The sequence below is a fragment of the Glaesserella sp. genome, assembly GCF_041817755.1.
Taxonomy (GTDB): Bacteria; Pseudomonadota; Gammaproteobacteria; order Enterobacterales; family Pasteurellaceae; genus Glaesserella.
The window spans coordinates 1-15,789 of the sequence record NZ_JBGYBX010000048.1 but is presented as its reverse complement, the minus strand read 5'-3'; the positions used below and the strand labels follow the sequence as shown (position 1 = coordinate 15,789).

General features: G+C 45.7%; 19 protein-coding genes and 1 pseudogene. 5 read left to right on the top strand and 15 right to left on the bottom strand.

The genetic code is table 11. The features are described 5' to 3' along the window. Nucleotides 1–18: 18 nt before the first annotated feature. The 9 genes from glnB to epmA all read right to left on the bottom strand — a co-directional run bounded on the left by glnB (nt 19) and on the right by epmA (nt 6,462). Nucleotides 19–357 (bottom strand): nitrogen regulatory protein P-II, encoded by a 339-nt coding sequence (gene glnB / locus ACEYKX_RS07015; RefSeq protein WP_373767514.1) that lies wholly within the window; start codon nt 355–357, stop codon nt 19–21. Nucleotides 358–372: 15 nt separating this feature from the next. Beyond that, nucleotides 373–1,242 carry an FkbM family methyltransferase gene (locus ACEYKX_RS07010; protein WP_373767513.1) on the bottom strand — a complete coding sequence of 290 codons (870 nt, stop codon included), beginning with the start codon at nt 1,240–1,242 and terminating at the stop codon, nt 373–375. A 1-nt stretch (nt 1,243) separates the two neighbouring features. Beyond that, complete coding sequence (gene mog, locus ACEYKX_RS07005; protein WP_373767586.1) at nt 1,244–1,837, bottom strand: molybdopterin adenylyltransferase; 594 nt, start codon at nt 1,835–1,837, stop codon at nt 1,244–1,246. A 52-nt stretch (nt 1,838–1,889) separates the two neighbouring features. Further along, nucleotides 1,890–2,252, bottom strand: a complete 363-nt coding sequence (locus ACEYKX_RS07000; protein WP_373767512.1) for a YbaN family protein — start codon at nt 2,250–2,252, stop codon at nt 1,890–1,892. Nucleotides 2,253–2,317: 65 nt separating this feature from the next. Further along, entirely contained in the window at nt 2,318–3,109 is a 792-nt protein-coding gene (locus ACEYKX_RS06995) for a glycosyltransferase family 2 protein (RefSeq protein WP_373767511.1), read from the bottom strand. Further along, nucleotides 3,110–3,868 carry a UDP-2,3-diacylglucosamine diphosphatase gene (lpxH, locus tag ACEYKX_RS06990; RefSeq protein ID WP_373767510.1) on the bottom strand — a complete coding sequence of 253 codons (759 nt, stop codon included), beginning with the start codon at nt 3,866–3,868 and terminating at the stop codon, nt 3,110–3,112. Between the two features lie 67 nt (nt 3,869–3,935). Next, the gene (locus tag ACEYKX_RS06985) at nt 3,936–4,463 is read right to left on the bottom strand and encodes a DUF1523 family protein (RefSeq protein ID WP_373767509.1); all 528 of its coding nucleotides are present in this window, start codon (nt 4,461–4,463) and stop codon (nt 3,936–3,938) included. Nucleotides 4,464–4,533: 70 nt separating this feature from the next. Continuing rightward, nucleotides 4,534–5,316, bottom strand: coding sequence for a YchF/TatD family DNA exonuclease (locus ACEYKX_RS06980; protein WP_373767508.1), 783 nt, complete (start codon nt 5,314–5,316; stop codon nt 4,534–4,536). Between the two features lie 162 nt (nt 5,317–5,478). Next, nucleotides 5,479–6,462 carry an elongation factor P--(R)-beta-lysine ligase gene (gene epmA, locus ACEYKX_RS06975; RefSeq protein ID WP_373767507.1) on the bottom strand — a complete coding sequence of 328 codons (984 nt, stop codon included), beginning with the start codon at nt 6,460–6,462 and terminating at the stop codon, nt 5,479–5,481. Between the two features lie 104 nt (nt 6,463–6,566). Here epmA and ACEYKX_RS06970 point away from each other — a divergent pair, with 104 nt between their 5' ends. Next, nucleotides 6,567–8,051, top strand: a complete 1,485-nt coding sequence (locus tag ACEYKX_RS06970) for a TrkH family potassium uptake protein (RefSeq protein WP_373767506.1) — start codon at nt 6,567–6,569, stop codon at nt 8,049–8,051. On the opposite strand, the gene rfaC is transcribed toward ACEYKX_RS06970, so the two are convergent. The 5 genes from rfaC to ACEYKX_RS06945 all read right to left on the bottom strand — a co-directional run bounded on the left by rfaC (nt 8,008) and on the right by ACEYKX_RS06945 (nt 12,528). Next, complete coding sequence (gene rfaC, locus ACEYKX_RS06965) at nt 8,008–9,015, bottom strand: lipopolysaccharide heptosyltransferase RfaC (RefSeq protein WP_373767505.1); 1,008 nt, start codon at nt 9,013–9,015, stop codon at nt 8,008–8,010. The genes ACEYKX_RS06970 and rfaC overlap by 44 nt on opposite strands. After that, the gene (locus tag ACEYKX_RS06960; protein ID WP_373780671.1) at nt 9,012–9,572 is read right to left on the bottom strand and encodes a hypothetical protein; all 561 of its coding nucleotides are present in this window, start codon (nt 9,570–9,572) and stop codon (nt 9,012–9,014) included. The genes rfaC and ACEYKX_RS06960 overlap by 4 nt, the downstream gene beginning before the upstream one ends. A 52-nt stretch (nt 9,573–9,624) precedes the next feature. Next, nucleotides 9,625–10,680, bottom strand: a complete 1,056-nt coding sequence (waaF, locus tag ACEYKX_RS06955) for a lipopolysaccharide heptosyltransferase II (RefSeq protein ID WP_373767503.1) — start codon at nt 10,678–10,680, stop codon at nt 9,625–9,627. Nucleotides 10,681–10,691: 11 nt separating this feature from the next. Beyond that, the gene (locus tag ACEYKX_RS06950) at nt 10,692–11,084 is read right to left on the bottom strand and encodes an MliC family protein (RefSeq protein WP_373767502.1); all 393 of its coding nucleotides are present in this window, start codon (nt 11,082–11,084) and stop codon (nt 10,692–10,694) included. Between the two features lie 88 nt (nt 11,085–11,172). Further along, nucleotides 11,173–12,528 carry a LysM-like peptidoglycan-binding domain-containing protein gene (locus ACEYKX_RS06945; RefSeq protein WP_373767501.1) on the bottom strand — a complete coding sequence of 452 codons (1,356 nt, stop codon included), beginning with the start codon at nt 12,526–12,528 and terminating at the stop codon, nt 11,173–11,175. A 299-nt stretch (nt 12,529–12,827) separates the two neighbouring features. Between ACEYKX_RS06945 and ACEYKX_RS06940 the strand changes: the two genes are divergently transcribed. The 4 genes from ACEYKX_RS06940 to ACEYKX_RS06925 all read left to right on the top strand — a co-directional run bounded on the left by ACEYKX_RS06940 (nt 12,828) and on the right by ACEYKX_RS06925 (nt 15,355). Continuing rightward, on the top strand, nt 12,828–13,163 hold the full coding sequence (locus tag ACEYKX_RS06940) for a ComEA family DNA-binding protein (protein ID WP_373767500.1): 336 nt from the start codon (nt 12,828–12,830) through the stop codon (nt 13,161–13,163). Nucleotides 13,164–13,276: 113 nt separating this feature from the next. Beyond that, nucleotides 13,277–14,170, top strand: a complete 894-nt coding sequence (gene asd / locus ACEYKX_RS06935) for an archaetidylserine decarboxylase (RefSeq protein ID WP_373767499.1) — start codon at nt 13,277–13,279, stop codon at nt 14,168–14,170. A 69-nt stretch (nt 14,171–14,239) separates the two neighbouring features. Continuing rightward, nucleotides 14,240–14,806, top strand: coding sequence for a DUF1287 domain-containing protein (locus tag ACEYKX_RS06930; protein ID WP_373767498.1), 567 nt, complete (start codon nt 14,240–14,242; stop codon nt 14,804–14,806). 9 nt (nt 14,807–14,815) lie between these two features. Then, on the top strand, nt 14,816–15,355 hold the full coding sequence (locus ACEYKX_RS06925; protein WP_373767497.1) for a DsbE family thiol:disulfide interchange protein: 540 nt from the start codon (nt 14,816–14,818) through the stop codon (nt 15,353–15,355). A 250-nt stretch (nt 15,356–15,605) separates the two neighbouring features. Here ACEYKX_RS06925 and ACEYKX_RS06920 read toward each other — a convergent pair. Continuing rightward, a pseudogene (locus ACEYKX_RS06920) lies at nt 15,606–15,789 on the bottom strand (hypothetical protein); the annotation flags it as partial.

The window sequence follows — 15,789 nt, the reverse complement described above, 5'->3', positions numbered from 1 at the left end:
TTTGTTAAAGTAGGGAACTTAAATTGCCTCTTCATTCTCCTCACCCGTACGGATACGGATCACACGTTCTACGTCGTACACAAAAATTTTACCGTCGCCGATTTTACCCGTTTGAGCGGTGTCGATAATCGCTTCAATGCATTCATCCACCTGTTCGTCCGTGACGATAATTTCTAGCTTCACTTTCGGCAGAAAATCGATGGCATACTCCGCCCCGCGATAAAGTTCCGTATGCCCTTTTTGGCGACCGAAGCCTTTGACCTCGGTGACGGTCATCCCCTGAATACCGACATCCGTTAATGCTTCACGGACATCATCCAATTTAAATGGTTTAATAACAGCTTCAATTTTTTTCATCTTTGTTCCTAGCACTTAAGTTATATGAATTATCGGGATATCGCTATCCAAATCCTCAGCCGAGACAGCCTCTTTCAATCCGTTGATGAAGGGCAAAATACGACTGTCCGCATTTTCAATGCGTTCTGTCGGAATAGCCAAGAAATTGGTATCGGCGGCATGTGTATCAAGTTCATTAAACGGCACTGATTGATAAAAGTTTTGTGGTTGGTATCGAAGCGATACCGCCCAAACGACACGGTAATTCTCTTGCTTTAACAAATGTAACACTTCGTCACAAGTGTCATACTGAAATTCAACAAAAATATACGGGCGGAAACGTCGAATAGTGTTTACCGCACCTTTCAGCACGTTAGCATCAAACCCTTCAGCATCAATTTTCAATAAATCGAGGGAATCTAACCGCTTGATCGGGGCAAAGTCATCCAATGCGATAATATCAATTTCTTCTTTTGAAATATTGCCGGTAAACGGATATTCCGTACTGAAACCTTTATCAATCGAAAAACTGCCATAATTCCACGGTTGAGTGTAATCGCTACTCTCAATCCACGCCGTACCGTTTTGTTCACTGACCCCCAGTCGATAACTTTCTACATTAACCAAATCATTCAGCGCTAAATTACAGCACAAAAGTTGATAAATAATGCGCTGAGGTTCAAAGCACAGTACTTTCCCCGACGGAACGGCTTTTGCCAACGGAACCGTATGCATGCCGATATTAGCACCGATTTCGATGACCGTCGAATGCGGTTGAAGGAGTTGACGGAGAAGTCGCACTTCGGTTTCCGCCCATTCTCCGTAATGTGCGGCTCTCTCGCTAATCATATCGCCTTTGATGAGGTTAAATTTGCCCCAACGAAGATCTTTCAAATAGGTTTTCATCTTATCTTTTCGCCGCTTTCGGTCGAAAACTCTCACAAATTTCAGGGTGAGTGTCGATATAAATGTCGCTTAACAGCTGTAAACAGTAAGGAACAGCGCTGAAAATACCGCGAACAAGTACGTTTCCGTGTTGATCTTTTACGCCTTCTAAGGTTTCTCTAATCGCCTTAGGCTGCCCCGGTAAATTTAAGATGAGCGAGTCGTGGCGAATCACACCGACTTGGCGGGAAAGAATGGCCGTCGGCACAAAGTGCAGGCTGACTTGTCGCATCTGTTCACCGAAACCGGGCATTTCACGGTGGGCGACGGCAAGGGTAGCATCGGGGGTGACATCACGTTTGGCAGGTCCCGTACCGCCGGTCGTTAACACTAAGTGACAAGCATGTGTATCGACAAGCTCGATCAGTGTTTGTTCGATGACCGCTTGTTCATCGGGGATTAAACGGGTCTCGACGTCAAACGGTGCGATAATCGCAGAGTGTAACCACGCCTGTAATTCGGGAATGCCTTGGTCGGCATATACGCCGGCGGAAGCGCGGTCGGATATCGAAACCAGGCCAATTTTGAGGATTTCTTTACTTAAACAAGCGGTCATTTTCATTCTCTTTTTTGCAAATAGTGACGGCTTGCTATTCTACCGTGAGCGGCTAGTTTTCCAAAGTTTTAATCTTAAAGATAAAGTAATAATATTGCACGATAACCACGGCGACCAGGGCAATTTTGCCGAAGATATTGGGAAGAGAAAAGAAGGCGAAAAGACAGAAAGGTGCCGAACACGCTAAAATACCGGCTTTTTGTTTGAGTGTCATTGCGCGGGTTTGGGCATAGTTTTGCAAGTATTTCCGATAAATCGAGGTACTGAGGAACCATTGATTCAGGCGCTCGGAGCTTTTGCCGAAACAATACAACGCCAATAGCAGAAAAGGCGTTGTCGGCAAGCCCGGCACAATAATGCCAATGATGCCTAAAATCAGCGCGGTGAATCCAAGGAGGACAAAAATGACCTTCATATTATTTAATTGAGAATGAATCGCAAAATCCTATAATAGGTGGATTTCGATTTTTTTTCAATATATTAATTCCATTCCAGTTCGAGCGGATAAATCCCCACGTTAGTTTCTGCTAACTGCTTAACCAGAGCGTTTACTTGTTGGCAAATTTGTTCGGTGACGGCGTTCGCTTGTGCAATTTTCTCATCAGTGACATAGTCCGGTCTTTGATTAAATAAAATCGCATCCAACAGCCGTTCGGCATGCATTCCGTCGCGGCAATAATTGAGTACACCGGCATCATTAAATGCCGTTGCTACGTAACCGAGTTTCGTTGTTGCAATACCGAGTGCGCCGTCTTCTCCGCCGAATTCTCGGAATAACGGATGTTGCGGGAATCCGCCGCACGCCATAAAAAAAGAGCGGCGGTACACAGTATTACCGGCTCCGGTCATTTGCATATGTTGCCACGCATAATCAAAATTCGGGTGAGTCGCATAGCGCTCGGCAATTCCGATAGGTTTTAACGCAAGACGAACGACCACGGCTTGAGGACGATAATCGAAAATAGCTTCCGCGACTTGCAGCGCATTATTTTCATAAGCATCATCGGCATCGAGGAAGGCGATAAATTCCGCTTCACTTTGTAGTGCCCCCCAATTTCGCGCCTTTGCCGCGCCACTGTTACGAGGCATTTTTTCCACACGAATTTTCGTCGGCACTTGCGCTTCAAATTGTTGCGCCAACGCAAAGGTATTATCCGTCGAATCGTCGTCAATCAGCCATAACGTCCCTAACTGCGGTTGGTTTAGTGCGCTTTGTACCGCACGTTGTAATGTTTTTTCGGCATTGTAACAGGGGATAATCACATCTATCATTTAGCGTTCCTCATTAAAAGCAAAACCTTGGGGTGAGACCGCTAAAATAGAGGCGGTTTTTCCCCAGTCGCCAAGAACGATTCGGGTGAAAGAACGGCATTGTTTCCTTCCGCCTTCGGCACCTTCTTCCGCAAACGGGGGAAAGGAATGGGTATGTACCGCTTGCCTGTGGGTATGTCCGTGAATCAGCTGCTCGGCTTGATAGTTATCCACAACTTGGGCGGTAAAGTCAGGGTTTACGTCCATGATCTCAGCGGGTTTTTGCTGTTTATCGGTACGGCTTTTGGCTCGGATTTTTTGCGCGATTTTAAGGCGTAGTGAAAGCGGTAAACAGAGGAAAAGATATTGTCGCCACTTTTGATGCACTTTTCGGCGGTATTGTTGATAGTTAATATCGTCAATACAAAGTGTGTCACCGTGGCAAATTAAGGTTTTTTTGTTATATAAATCAATTAGTTGATAATCAGGTAACAACGTGATTCCCGTATCTTCGGCAAAGCGTTTCCCAATCAGAAAATCACGATTACCGTGGATAAAATAGCACGGAACACCTTTTTCGGTCACTTGACGGATTGCTTGTTTGACGGTGTGAATAAGCACCGATTGCTCATCATCGCCAATCCAAAAATCAAACAAATCCCCTAAAATATACACCGCTTCGGCAAGCGGTGCGTTTTCACGCATAAATTGCAAAAACAGCGCCGTCACTTCGGGCTGGGATTCGTTTAAATGCAGATCGGCGATGAAGTAGGTGGTCATTATGCTTATTTATTATCAGGCTGTATCCGCTTTCGCTCCTCTGCCGGCAGGGGAGCGGGGAATTTGTTTATTTAGAACTATCGAACCATCCGCGGATAAACTGTATCGACAAGAAGAACGTTAAAGCAAAGAAAGCGTAAAAAATGTAGCTGAACCATGGTTTTGAAAGGGTTTCGCCCTCCGCCAGCGGTTTGATTGAAACGATATTGCGGAATTCGTTTAACCAGTTAATGCGCCAACCGTAGTATTTAATTTCAACGATCTGTTTTTCATTCGCATAAGCTTGGGCTTTGGCTTGAATATCCGCCGAGCCGAATTTGAAATAAGGCGGTAAACCCCAACCGGTATCTTCATTGCGGTATACCATGACTTTTTTGGTTTCCGGCTGTTCGGTAAATAAGAAATAAACGTCTCGAACCGCACCGTCCGCCGGGTTGGCTTGGCTGATAATGCCGTCTTTATCCATACGGCGGACTTCCATCCCCGTCACCATGGTTCGGTCATAGCTCGGCATAGCATAATTCACGGCACCGACTAACACGATATGCAGTGAGAGTGAAACTAAAATCAGAAAGTATTTAACCATTGCTTTCATAGAAATCCCTTAACCGATATTTTCGGTTTGTATCACGTTAAAACAGTGGGGAAAAATCCCGCTCGACATATTAAATTTTAAACAATTCTCGCACGTTTTGAGTGGTAATGTTAGCACATTCTTCAAGGGAAACGCCTTTTAATGTTGCGACATATTCGCAAACTTCACGCACATAGGCGGGCTGATTCGGCTTACCGCGATAAGGTATCGGCGCTAAATAAGGCGAATCCGTTTCGACTAACAGGCGATCAAGCGGGACTTTTCGTACGACATCCCGCAATGCTTCCGCATTGCGAAAAGTAATAATGCCCGACATTGAAATATAAAAACCGATATCCAACGCCCGTTTTGCCATCGCCCAATCTTCCGTAAAGCAGTGTAACACACCGCCACACTGTTCGGCGTGACCTTTTTCTAAAAAATGCATCGTATCTTCACGCGCCGATCGGGTGTGAACAACGAGCGGTTTACCGACCAATTTTGCCACCTCAATATGCTGTTCAAACAGTGATTGTTGCAACGCCTTGGTTTCGGGCGTGTAATGATAATCCAACCCGGTTTCCCCCACGGCGACGACATGCGGATCTTTTACCAATGTGAAGAGTTTGTCGTAGTCAAACGGTTCGTCTTCCACATTCAACGGATGAACGCCGCAAGAGAGCACTACTTCACTGCGGTGAGCAGTCAATTGCTTCATCGCTTCAAAGCGACCCAAGGTGGTGCAAATTGAGATCATTTGTCGAACGCCGCGAGATTTGGCGTGGTCGATCACGTCGTCCACATTGTTGTGGCGGGTTTCATAATCTAAAGCATCCAAATGACAGTGTGAGTCAATAATAAATAAATCGTTCAAGGTTGTTCCTTTTGGTTTTTTCTCTATTGTTTTACCGGTGCGAGCGTCTCACTCATGCTCTATATTCGACAAGCGGTCAGTTATAAATAAACATTTGCAAATTGATTATTTAAGGCGTTTTTAGCACGCGCGGGACGTTCGCGCTATCAGTCAGGTTCTACACTACGCCCTTTCCACCCCAAACGCCATAACCTGATCGATACGCTCGACTTGCATGGCAATCATCATCAGGCGATCAACCCCCAGGGCGACTCCCGAACAATTCGGTATACCCGCCCGCAACGCATCCAGAAAACGCGTATCCAACGGTTGAGCCGGTAGCCCCATCGCTTCACGCTGCACGTTATCTTGCTCGAAGCGACGAATCTGTTCTTTGGCATCACTGAGTTCGTGGAAGCCGTTGGCAAGTTCCAGCCCTTTGTAATAAAACTCGAAACGCTCGGCAACCCGGTGATCTTCGGTACTGATTTGCGCCAATGCCGCTTGAGTTGCCGGAAAATGGTACACCACCGTCGGACGATCCTGGCCGATTTTAGGTTCGGCTAAATGACCGAATAAGAATTGCAATAGTGTATCGCGGTTTTCATCGTCGTCACATTGCAAACCCTGCTCGCGGGCTTTCGCGATAAGTTGGACTTTTGTAGCAGAAAGGGGATCCAAGCCGACATACGTTTGAAATACAAATTGATAGCTAAAGGATTCCGCCGGTTCGCAGTCTAAAATTTGCTGCAGCAGATCATCCACTTCGTTAATCAAGCGGTACATATCAAAATGCGGTCTATACCACTCCAACATAGTAAATTCGGGATTATGCCGAACACCCGCTTCTTCATTACGAAAGACGCGGCAAATTTGGAAAATCGGACCGCTACCGCCGGCGAGTAACCGTTTCATATGATATTCGGGGCTGGTTATCAGATGCAAGGTTTTTGCCTGACTTGAAAACGGCGACAAAAATGGTGTACTGAAAGTGGAAAGGTGAACGTCCGTGACGGAAAACTCGCTCATGGCAGGGGTTTCCACTTCAAGCACGCCCCGTTCGGTGAAAAATTGACGGATTTCCGCCATGATTTCCGCCCGTTTCAATAAATGTGGAATGGTTGCCGACGGCTTCCAGTCGGGTTGTTCGTTTTGCAAATTTTCCATGAAATCGTACCGCTTGTGATAAAAGTGGGGCATTATAGCAAATGATTTGACTCATGCGAAAAGCGGAGTACCATTTCGTTATCTGATAACAACAAGGATTTTCCGTGCAATTTTTGTCCATTATCCGCATCGTCGGCATTCTTATCATGTGCTTTTCGTTCACCATGCTCGCCCCTGCATTTGTGGCGTTAATTTATGGTGACGGCGGCGGGCGTTCGTTTTTAGAGGCGTTTTTACTTAATTTTAGTGTGGGAACGGTACTATGGTGGTTTTGTCGAACATATAAGCAAGAGCTACGTTCGCGCGAAGGATTTTTAATCGTGGTGTTGTTTTGGGTTGTCCTCGGTTCGTTAGGTGCGGTACCGTTTATCTTGTTGGAAAACCCGGATCTTAACTTTTCCGAATCGATTTTTGAATCGTTTTCCGGTTTAACCACCACCGGTGCGACGGTGATTACCGGTTTGGATTCTTTGCCGAAAGCGATTTTATTCTATCGTCAGTTCCTGCAATGGCTCGGCGGTATGGGGATCATCGTACTTGCGGTGGCGATTATTCCATTGTTGGGAATCGGTGGTATGCAGTTATACCGTGCGGAAATGCCCGGTCCGCTCAAAGAACAGAAAATGCGTCCGCGTATTGCTGAAACCGCCAAAGCGTTGTGGATGATTTATGTCTCCTTAACCGTCCTTTGCGCGTTAGCTTACTGGTTTGCCGGAATGAGCGGTTTTGATGCGATTTCCCACAGTTTTGCCACGGTCGCCATTGGCGGATTCTCAACCCATGACGCGAGTATCGGTTATTTTAACAGCCCGGTGATTGATCTGATTACCGTGCTGTTTTTGTTGATCTCATCTTGTAACTTTGCGCTGCATTTTGCGGTATTTGATCAATTTAATGATCGTTACAAAGGCAGCAATCGATCGAGTTTTTTCGGTCTATATTGGAAAGATTACGAATTCCGTTTTTTTATTTTGGTGCAGTTGTCACTGTTTGTCATTTGCTTCGCCGTATTGTTGTTGTACAACTACTTTGATAATCATTCGACTACCTTTATTCAAGCGCTGTTTCAGTCGGTATCGATTTCGACGACGGCAGGTTTTACCACCAACGATTTCAGCCAATGGCCTTCCTTTTTGCCGCTATTATTAGTGTTGGCGTCATTTATCGGCGGTTGTGCCGGTTCCACCGGCGGCGGCTTAAAAATGTTCCGAGTACTGTTGCTGTATTTACAAGGCAGACGGGAAGTTCATCGTTTTATTCATCCGAATGTGATTCAACCGATTAAACTTGGCAAACATGTGTTGTCCGAACGGATTGTGGAAGGCGTATGGGCGTTTTTTTCCGCTTATTTCTTTGTATTCGTATTATGTTGGCTTGCCAGTATTGCCTGCGGGATGGAAACGTTTGATGCGCTGAATGCGGTTATCGCCAGTATGAATAATCTCGGGCCGGCACTGGGGACGGTAAGTAACAATTTCGTACATGTACCCGACAGTGCCAAATGGGTGCTCACCTTTGCGATGGTTTGCGGACGTTTGGAAGTGTTCACGTTATTGGTGATTTTAAGTCCGACGTTTTGGCGCCATTAGCGCTAAACAACTCGGACAATGCTTCTTCGACTTGTTGAGGCAAAATCGTCTCCATACCATTGCCGGACAAATAGATTTGGTGTTTTCCGTAAGCGCCGATTAATTGGGGATCCGTGGCACCGTATAAAATAATATTCGGTCTATCCAAGGCGGCGGTTAAATGGCTTAAACCGGTGTCAACGGAAATCACCGCCCGTGCGCCGGCAATCTGTTGCGCCAATTCGGTCAAAGTTAATTTCGGCAATACCGTAATCCGTTCCGAAATCTTAGCCAAACGTTCCGCCCGTTCCCGTTCCCGTTCGTTTCCCCAAGGCAAACGAACGTCAAAACCCTGTGTCGTCAGCGATTTGAATAGCGTTGCCCAATAGGCTTCTTGCCAATGTTTATCTTCGCGGGTAGTTGCGTGTACTGCGATAAGGTAAGGTGAACAAGCGGTCGGATCCGGCAAATAATTTGCAAATTGTGCACGAAGTCCATAATCCCCGATGCTTTCCGGTACGGTATAACCAAGGCTTCGGGCGAATAATTGGCGGATACGTTCGACGGCATGTTGGTGATAAGGAATAGAGAAAGTATTATCATAAAAACAGGCACTCAGTCCTTCCCGCGCGCTGTGTTTGTCATAACCGTATTTGGTGCCTTTGGCTAAACGTGTCGCCAACAGGGCGCTTTTTAACAAACCTTGAGCGTCAATGACCGCATCGTATTGTGTTGTTTGAAGCTGTGTTTTATATGTTTGCCATTCCTGCCATGTTTGAGCGGACAACAGGTTTTTCCGCCAACGGCGGATGGCGACGGGGATCACTTGATTTACCGCACCATGCCACCGGGGGATTTCGGCAAAAGACTGTTCAACGACCCAATCTACCTGCAAATTCGGGATGATGCGTTGGGCGTCGGTCAACGCAGGAAGAGTGTGGATGACATCCCCCATCGAAGAGGTTTTTACCAAACAGATATTCATGATTGTGCCAACCTTTCACGTAAAGTACGTTCAAATTGTTGTGCCTGTTCTTCTTCGGCAAACGCCGTGAGCGGAACAGCATAAAAATAGGCTTGATTCAATAAGATGATCAAGTGGTCTTGAAGACGATAGGTTTTATTGATACAGCCGTATTCGGTCAACGTATAGCCGCCGACAAATTGCTGATAGAGCCCGTCATCGGTTAAACGTAAAAGGATGACGGTGTTGTCCAATCGCTGTTCGGTCATCGTGATTCGTGCCTTTTCAATCAAATATTGGCGTAACGCAATCGAATAGATCCCTACCAACAAGCTAATCGCCACAAGTACCCATTTTAAGCGGCTGACCGTTTCGTGTTCCTCATAAAACGCGAAGACGTCCGTATAGTCACTCAAAAAGGTAAAGAGAAAAAACACGACGGCATAAAAGAGGATAAAGATAATCGGGTCGAGCCATGAAATCATCTTAAGATATTTATTGCCGCGATATACCGTTTTCCCGATCCTTTTGGCAAAGGAAAAAATGGTTTGCGTAGAATAAATGTATTGAATTTCCACCAAAATTTTCTCCGCTTACTGACCGAACGATATGATGGAGAGTAAAAGTGAATTAGTCCGCATTCGAGTGGTCAGCCAAAAGTTGATTGAGTTGTTCCAGCACGTTTTCAGGTTTTAAATCAATCAGGCTCTGATGATAGCCGTCTTGCCCTTCGCCTTTGCGGATTTTAATTAATCCGCCGTCAATTAAACGGAGAACAGCCGCTTTTTTAGATAACGGCGGCGTATATTGCGGGCTGGTCGGTCCGTAAAGCGCAACAAGCGGTCGGTTCAACGCCGCCGCAACATGCATTAACCCCGAATCGTTGCTCACCACGGCTTGACAATCGGCAATTAAATCCACCGCCTGATTGAGATCCGTTTGTCCTGCAAGATTGATACAGTAACGTTGTAAATGGGAAGGCAAATGTTGACGGATGCGTTCGCCGACTTCCTCATCTTTTTTCGAGCCGAACAAGCGCACGGCATAACCTTGTTCAATCAGCGCCTGCGCGAGCGTGGCATAATGATAATGCGGATAACGTTTCGCCGGTCCGAATTCGGCACCCGGGCAAAAACCGATTGCTTTGCGGTTTTCCGCATACTCAAGTTGTTTGGCAAAATGTCGCTTGGTTTGTGACAGCTGCTCCGCATCCACCTTCAAATAAGGGTAGCTGATAGGTAAATGATCTGCCGACGGAATGGAGCCTTGATCAAAAGCCAAGGCAATATAACGTTGTACCATCATCGGATAATCTTGTTTGTTGCGACGCAGATCATTTAACCAACCGTAACGCATTTCGCCCTTCCAGCCTCGGCGAAGCGGTATCTTGGCAAAAAACGGAATAAACGCCGATTTCAACGAGTTCGGCAACACAATGGCCATATCGTACCGATTTCGTAAATTTTTGCCCAAATCGTACCGCTTGCATAAGGCAAATTCGCCGTGTCCGATCGGCATGGAAATGGCATTGCGTACCTCCGGCATACGGGAAAGCAACGGTCGGCACCAATCCGGTGCCATCACGTCAATCCGACAATTCGGGTAATTCACGCTAAGTTGTTGATAAAGGGCGTGAGACATCATCATGTCTCCGACCCAAGACGGTGCGATAACCAAAATATTCATGGAAGGCAATCCTACTGTTTTTTTACGCAATTTTCCGCTAATACATTGTTACGGTTATCCCGTAAGGTACATTTGCCGTTTTGCTCATGCCATACCCAGCGGATATTGCTGTATTTTTTCCCGTGTTGAACGACGGTGGAAGAGAGTTTGTGCGATGCCTGATTAAACGTCACGGTGATCGTTTTATTTTTAGGTGTTTTTGGGGTTTGTACTCTGACGATTTTGTCTTTATCGCAGACATATTCGGTAACAGGCATATTTTTTTCGGTAGAACGCGTTTCTTTTACGGTGATGTCGCTGTCCTTTTGTGCTTGTTGCACCTGCTCAACGGGTGCAACGCAACCGCTTAACCACATCACGCTGAAAGACAGCGTCAGTATTTTTTTCATATGACGGAAATGCATCTTGAATTTCCTCCTTCTCCATTTTAATAAAAAATTGAAATAAATATAAAAAAGAGCAACGCGGCGACGTTGCTCCTCATTGTTTTCGTTATTTAAACGTATAACTGCCGTCAGCCTGACGGACAAATTTACCGCCCGAACCGATGGTTAATTCGGTGACTCGGTTATTTTTATCTAAACGTACGGTGACTTTTTCACCTTCTTTCAAACGACTGACCACATTGTTGGTTTTGCTCATGGCATTGACATCCGCAATATTCAGCCCGTGATTACGGAATACTTGCATCAGTGAAACGCCTTTCGGTACCGTCATGGTTTTACTTGAAACGGCAGCAGGTGCAGTCGGTTTTGTGCTTTCCGTTTTTGGTTTTGCCGCAGTAGTTTGTGCTTTAGCGTCGGTTTTCGGTTGTTGAACCGCCGGTTTTGGTTTTTCGACGGTTTTTTCTACCGTTTTCGGTCGTTCGACTTTAATGACAACATTTTGCTCCGGCTGGTGAATGACACTGCCGCCGGTTGTCGGTTTGGTCGGTTCAATCGGTTTCACTGCAACGGCAACGATTTCTGTGGCGGATTGTTCCACCGGTGTAGTCGCCGTGGTTAATGTCGGTTGTTCAGGTGTCGTCGCAGCCGGCTGCTGTGTTTGAGTTTGAGGTAATGCTTCGGATTGCTGAGCCTGTTGTGCCTGCTGAGCTTGTTGTTGAGCCAATGCTTCCGCTTCTTGTCTTGCTTTTTCTTGTAAAGCTTTGGCCTCTTCTTCCGCACGTTTGGCTTCCGCTTCATCGACCGGGCGGAATTCAATCGGCAAACTGGTGCCTTGTTGTTGTAATTCCTCTACGGTTTCCGGTGTGCTCGGTTTTAGTAGGAAAAAGACCAACAATAACACCACGCCTAATCCGCCGACCAATAATAAACGGCGGTATTTGGACGGCACCTTGTCTAAGGTCGGGATTGTCGGCTTGGCTTTCGCGTCGGCAGGCGGTTGAACCGGAATCACACGTTCAACCTCATTGGTTTTCGATGCGGATTGGATAGTGGTATCTGTCGTTACTTGTGCTTTCGCTGTTGTTTCCGCCGATTCCGTTTTTGGCGTATCTTGAGCAGCTTTTGGCTCTTCGGTAGAGGCGGCTTCCGTCTTTTCATTGACCGGAGCGAAGGCAAAACCGGTCGCTTGGGTCGGTTTGGTTACATTCGATGTTGGGGATTCATTTTTTTCAATCATAGCTTTCTCTTCAAGAGTAGAAAATTGGCTTGCCGATTCCAACGGACGCTTCATCACGGGGGTGAAGGTGTAGCCCGGGGCTTTACTGGAATGCAAAGAAACGGAAATGGTTTCTTTTGCCGTCGGGTTAGCCGTAGTTGGGGTTTCGTTATTCTCTACTTTGTCAGATATTTTGTCTGAGGGTTCACCAAAAGTTGGTTCCTTACGCAAATTAATTTGGCTCATTTATCAATTCCAAGGGGATATAAAGGGGAAATAGCCGTCATTTTAATGGATTTTCGTCGAATCGGCACGATTTTTCCGAAAAATATTCGACAAGCGGTCTGATTTCATGAATCTTTTGCAAATTACGTTACCGTAATCAAACCGCTCAACATGCCCGAGAGATTCCTAAAAGTCCAGCGTAAGCCTTTCGCTTTTTCTATTTTTTCGATCCGCGTCGATAAAATGATTTTTACCGATTGCCGCGAAAAATGAAGCGCCGTAAGGTATCGCCGCCATTTATTACTACACAGGAGATCTTTATGAAAACATTGGCAACTTACGGTTTGAGTCTGTTATTGGGGCTTTTCACCGCCTCGGGCTTTGCACAAACCGCCGCTCCAACCGTAGCGGAACCGACCGCAAGTACGCAATCCGTTCAGGCGAAGACCGTCAATCCGAATATGGTGAATATAAACACCGCAACGGCGGCGGAAATCCAAGACAAGTTGGTCGGTATCGGTGCGAAAAAAGCACAAGCTATCGTGGAGTACCGTGAAAAACACGGTCATTTTCTCAACGTAGAACAAATTACCGAAGTATCGGGGATCGGCAAAGCAACGTTGGAGAAAAACCGCGATCGTATCGTGATTGAATAACAACTCACGGTGTTAGTCCGTCAAGGACTAACACCGTTGTGCCATTGTAAACTTCACGGCATTTGTTATACTGCCAAGCCTTAGAAATATGAGGAAAATGAAGGATATAACTTATGTCATTAAAATCCTATCCCCGCCCGACCTATGGGCAACGTGCCAAAATTGCTTTTCAATATTTAATGCCGCATTTCGGTTTAACCCGTGTTGCCGGTTGGTTAGCCGAACAAAAATGGGGTGTGGTGACACATTTCATTATTAAGTTGTTTGCTAAACAATATAGAGTGAATTTAGCTGAGGCGGAAAAAACCGAAGCTTCCGATTACGCCACCTTTAACGAATTTTTCATTCGTCGATTAAAAGAACATGCGCGTCCGATTAATCAGGATCCGAAAGCGCTGTGTTTGCCTGCTGACGGCAGGGTCAGCGAGCTTGGTCGCATCAATGAAAACCGACTGTTACAAGCAAAAGGACACAGTTTTACGTTAGAAACGTTATTGGCAAATGATCATGAATTAGCCGATAAATTCAAAGACGGTGACTTTATCACCACCTATCTTTCCCCGCGTGATTATCATCGTGTTCATATGCCGTGTGATGCCACATTACGTCGCATGATTTATGTACCGGGCGAATTATTTTCCGTCAATCCGTTCCTCGCCGAACATGTACCGAATTTGTTTGCCCGTAACGAACGGGTAATTTGTGAATTCGATACGGCATTTGGTCCGATGGTTCAAATTTTAGTCGGTGCAACTATTACTGCCAGCATCAGTACTGTTTGGGCGGGCGTTATCAACCCGCCACGAGCGAAAGAAGTGCTCGTGTACAACTACCTGACCAGCGGTGAGACGGCAGTTCAGTTGAAAAAAGGTGAAGAAATGGGGGCATTCCGCTTAGGATCGACGGTCGTTAACCTGTTCCCGAAAGGGGCGGTTAAGTTGGAGGAATATCTCATTCCGGGAGAACCGACCCGCATGGGCGAGCGTTTAGCTGACATTATTTCATAATCGTCGACGGGCAAATACGATGATATTTGCTCGTTTTTTGCAAAATATCGACGCAAACCGACCGCTTGTATGAAACGATTACTGACTTTCTTTTTACTGTTTTGCAGTACGCCGCTATGGGCGTTTTCTCCGCAAACCTTGGTACAGGACGCCAGAAAGCAGATCGGCGTCACCCGATACTATGATGCCGCATACAGCAAAATTGCTTACCCGATGGGCGATGTACCGATGATTAAAGGTGTGTGTACCGACGTAGTGATTCGCGCGCTGCGAGGGCAACAGATAGATTTGCAGCAATTAATTCATGAAGATATGCGCAAACATTTCAATCGCTATCCGAACAAATGGAAATTGAAATCGACCGATCGTAATATCGACCACCGCCGCGTACCGAATATCGCCACGTATTTTCAACGCCAAGGTTATGCCGTTAAAAACGGTGAATATCACGCCGGCGATATTGTGACATGGGATTTAGGTAGGGGATTGACGCATATCGGAATTGTTTCCGACCAAAAAGCCGCCGACGGTACGCCGCTGATTATTCATAATATCGGCAGGGGAACACAAGAAGAGAATATTCTCCATCAATTTCGTATTACCGGGCATTTCCGCATACCGAACAATTCAAAGTGAGGGCATCACATGAATAAAAAACTGTTTTTACCGCTCGTTGTTTTTTTAGGGCTCATTGTTGTCTTTATGGTACAACTTCAACGTAATGCCGGCGGTGAAGATCCGAAAGCTTTGGAATCCGCTTTGATCGGCAAAACGGTGCCGGAATTTCAGTTGGAATCGTTGTCCGACACCAATCAAACCGTGACGTCAGCGGTCTTGAAAACCGGTACGCCGCGTTTACTCAACGTGTGGGCGACTTGGTGCCCGACCTGCTACGCCGAACACCAATATTTAACCGTGCTCGCCAAGCAAGGGATTGAGATTGTCGGTATCGATTATAAGGATGAACGGGGAAAAGCATTGCAGTTCCTGAAACAATACGGCGATCCGTACAAGGCGGTGATTTACGATCCGAAAGGATCACTCGGGTTGGATCTCGGTGTTTACGGTGCGCCCGAAACCTTTATTATCGATGGTAAAGGTACGATTCACTACCGACACACCGGTGATGTGAATGAGAAAGTATGGAATGAAGTACTAAAACCGATTTATGAGAGGTTGAAATAGATAGGGATATTGATATGTGTTGGTTCAAAAAAACAAATAAGACTATTTCTTTAAAACGGGAAAATACCAGTAATGATATATCGATCTCATTCAATAACATAAATCAGGAGATGAATAGATTAAATAAAGCTTTAAAAGATGAAGAAGATAGTAAGTATATTCGTAAGAGTAATATTGCATTTATCATATTCAATGTTATTACTGTGTTTATATTTATTAGTACTTTAGTCGGCTCGGTAACAACGTTTAGTTATTTGAAAAATAATAATGCAATGGATTTGTTCATTTCTTCAATATCATATGATGTTTCATTGATCTCAATATCAATGATGACAATCATCTTTATTTTTATTGTCTTAGCTTTTCCTCTTTTCTTATAATCGATACCGACAATCTCAATCCCTTGCTTGGCGAGCACGGTTAAATATTGGAGT

What these genes read in the sequence shown, in the direction of transcription:
- glnB (WP_373767514.1), bottom strand. Translation starts at nt 357, where the DNA reads ATGAAAAAAATTGAAGCTGTTATTAAACCATTTAAATTGGATGATGTC.
- rfaC (WP_373767505.1), bottom strand. Translation starts at nt 9,015, where the DNA reads ATGAATATCTGTTTGGTAAAAACCTCTTCGATGGGGGATGTCATCCAC.
- epmA (WP_373767507.1), bottom strand. Translation starts at nt 6,462, where the DNA reads ATGGAAAATTTGCAAAACGAACAACCCGACTGGAAGCCGTCGGCAACC.
- ACEYKX_RS06985 (WP_373767509.1), bottom strand. Translation starts at nt 4,463, where the DNA reads ATGAAAGCAATGGTTAAATACTTTCTGATTTTAGTTTCACTCTCACTG.
- waaF (WP_373767503.1), bottom strand. Translation starts at nt 10,680, where the DNA reads ATGAATATTTTGGTTATCGCACCGTCTTGGGTCGGAGACATGATGATG.
- ACEYKX_RS06945 (WP_373767501.1), bottom strand. Translation starts at nt 12,528, where the DNA reads ATGAGCCAAATTAATTTGCGTAAGGAACCAACTTTTGGTGAACCCTCA.
- ACEYKX_RS06995 (WP_373767511.1), bottom strand. Translation starts at nt 3,109, where the DNA reads ATGATAGATGTGATTATCCCCTGTTACAATGCCGAAAAAACATTACAA.
- lpxH (WP_373767510.1), bottom strand. Translation starts at nt 3,868, where the DNA reads ATGACCACCTACTTCATCGCCGATCTGCATTTAAACGAATCCCAGCCC.
- ACEYKX_RS07010 (WP_373767513.1), bottom strand. Translation starts at nt 1,242, where the DNA reads ATGAAAACCTATTTGAAAGATCTTCGTTGGGGCAAATTTAACCTCATC.
- ACEYKX_RS06930 (WP_373767498.1), top strand. Translation starts at nt 14,240, where the DNA reads ATGAAACGATTACTGACTTTCTTTTTACTGTTTTGCAGTACGCCGCTA.
- ACEYKX_RS06925 (WP_373767497.1), top strand. Translation starts at nt 14,816, where the DNA reads ATGAATAAAAAACTGTTTTTACCGCTCGTTGTTTTTTTAGGGCTCATT.
- ACEYKX_RS06950 (WP_373767502.1), bottom strand. Translation starts at nt 11,084, where the DNA reads ATGCATTTCCGTCATATGAAAAAAATACTGACGCTGTCTTTCAGCGTG.
- ACEYKX_RS07000 (WP_373767512.1), bottom strand. Translation starts at nt 2,252, where the DNA reads ATGAAGGTCATTTTTGTCCTCCTTGGATTCACCGCGCTGATTTTAGGC.
- ACEYKX_RS06940 (WP_373767500.1), top strand. Translation starts at nt 12,828, where the DNA reads ATGAAAACATTGGCAACTTACGGTTTGAGTCTGTTATTGGGGCTTTTC.
- asd (WP_373767499.1), top strand. Translation starts at nt 13,277, where the DNA reads ATGTCATTAAAATCCTATCCCCGCCCGACCTATGGGCAACGTGCCAAA.
- mog (WP_373767586.1), bottom strand. Translation starts at nt 1,837, where the DNA reads ATGACCGCTTGTTTAAGTAAAGAAATCCTCAAAATTGGCCTGGTTTCG.